General features: G+C 42.9%; 1 protein-coding gene. It reads right to left on the reverse strand.

Annotated elements, in window-relative coordinates:
• On the reverse strand, positions 1 to 2588 hold a 2588-nt coding region (locus AC1DDX_RS02500; RefSeq protein WP_477621753.1), incomplete at both ends, for an Ig-like domain-containing protein.

The raw sequence follows: 2588 nt of genomic DNA on the forward strand, positions 1-2588 counted from the left end.
GTGTTTTCACATTTGTTAGATCCCCTTACAGTTACATAATAAGTTGTTGTTGCGGTTAACACTGGAGTAGTAAATTCTGCTCCGGTAAATACTGCATTGGTTAACGCAGCATCAGTATACCAGGTAAATACCGGATCAGTTACTGTTGTACTGCTTGCTGTTAATTTAGCAGTTGTTCCGAAACAAATCGGCGCCCCTGCACCCGCCACTGTAATATCAGATGCTATTGCAGGTGGGTTAACAGTTAAGGTTACAACTTTAGCATTAGCTGCTGCGTTTTCACACTTATTAGAACCTCTTACAGTTACATAATAAGTTTTAGTAGCTGTAAGCGCTGGTGTATTGAATATTGCTCCGGTGAATACCACATCAGTTAATGCGGCATCACTATACCAGGTAAATACTGGGTTGGTTACTGTTGTACTGCTTGCAGTTAGCCTAGCAGTTGTACCTGCACAGAATGGTTTATCGGCTCCACTTACATTAATATCTGTTGCCAAAGCTGGAGGATTAACTGTTAATGTGATTGCTTTAGCCGTTGCTGCAGTGTTTTCACATTTGTTAGATCCTTTAACTGTAACGTAGTAGGTTTTGGTTGCGGTAAGTGCCGGAGTGTTAAAAATTGCTCCGGTAAACACCGCATTTGTTAACGCAGCATCACTGTACCAGGTGAACACTGGGTTGGCAACCGTTGTACTGCTTGCCGTTAATTTAGCGGTATTGCCCGCACAGAATGGCGCATCAGCCCCAGCTACACTTATATCAGCAGCAAGTGCAGGCGGGTTAACAGTTAAAGTAACTGCCTTAGCTGTTGCTGCGGCATTTTCGCATTTGTTGCCTCCTTTAACGGTAACATAATAAGTAGTAGTTGCAGTAAGGGCTGGTGTTTTAAATGTTGCTCCCGTAAATGCAACATCAGTTAAGGCCGCATCTTTGTACCAGGTAAACACAGGATTTGTTACTGTTGTACTGCTGGCGACAAGATTTGCTATTGCACCAGCACAGAAAGGTGTTCCTGCTCCGCTAACGGCAATGTCTGCCGCAGTTGCAGGAGGGTTCACTGTTATGGTCACAATTTCTGCACCTGAACTTAAGTTTTCGCATTTATTAGAACCTTTTACTGTTACATAAAGCGTTGTTGATGCGGTCAGAGCCGGTGTTTTATAAACAGGTCCTTCAAAAAGCTGATTAGTTAACGCAGCATCGCTGTACCATGTAAATACCGGATTGGTAACAGTAGTTGTAGTTGCTGTTAATGTAGCTATCGTACCTGCACAGAATGGTGCGTCAGCTCCACTTACCGCAAGATCAGCTGCTGTTGCAGGTGGGTTAACTGTTAAGGTCACTGTTTTAGCGGCAGCAGCAGTATTCTCACATTTATTTGCACCTCTTACCGTTACATAATAAGTTGTGGTTACAGTAAGTACAGGAGTTTTAAATGTTGCACCTGTAAAGGCCACATCAGTTAACGCTGCATCTTTATACCATGTAAATATAGGTGACGTTACGGTGGTACTTGTAGCCGTTAGTGTTGCTTCTGTTCCTGCACAGAAAGGTACATTGGCTCCGGCAACAGTTATGTCAGTTGGAAGTGCTGTTGGATTTACTTCTAATGTAATTTTAGTACGTGGCGTTGTATTTACACATGAGTTACCATTTACCGCCTCTACATAGAAGTCATGTTTGCCTACAGATAATCCTGCAGGAGTAGTATAAGTGTCGGTATTTGAAGCTAAAAGGTTACCGCCTGTTAACGCGTCGTACCAGTTGAAGGTAACACCTGTTACAGGATTCACTTTTAACGCTACCGGAGTATTAGGACAAGTAGTTGCAGGGTTTCCTGTTGCAGCCACTGGTGCATTTGGTGATGCAAGGATGGTAACTGTTACCTTCGTTTTAGCACTTTGACAGCCATTACGTAATGCAAGTACGAAATAATCATAGGTACCTGCTGCAAGTGTTGGATCAGTGGTTAAACTTGCACCGTCTTTGCCGGTTAAATACTCAGTTCCTTTATACCATCTATACACAATACCCGCAATTGGGTTTTGTACAGATAAGGTAGCTGAAGTACCGGCGCATGCACTAACTGTGGCGCTTTGAACAGTTGGAGCAACAATAGCACGTTGAGCGTAGTTAAAATCAAGTGTATTCAGAACCGAGGCAACACCCGATCTTATTCTTAACTCTACTCCGTCAAATTGTTTCTGAGGAACGAAAGAAAGTATTGCGCCTCTGTCTCCGCTAAGCAGTTCAAGGTGAACAATCGGATTGCTAACAACAATCATATCGTTATTGCTAACGCCTGCTTTCAGTGTTGTTAATTCTACAGAAGATAAAATTGATAGCGACAATAATTTACCAGGAGAACTTACGCGAACGCGAAGTGTATCACCAACATTAGATAGGCTTGTAAATCCAACTTTTTGATAAACTGAGGCGCCCAATGCACCAACTGGCATAACAAATGAAGAGGCACTTTCTGCATCATCATCGATTGCTTTTTCTGGGTTAAATACCCCTGTTAGTATGCCCAAACCATCAACCCCATATCCAAGATCCACGGTCGCAGCTTCACAAGGAATGTC

This window comes from Pedobacter sp. 10L46_2, from assembly GCF_056395165.1.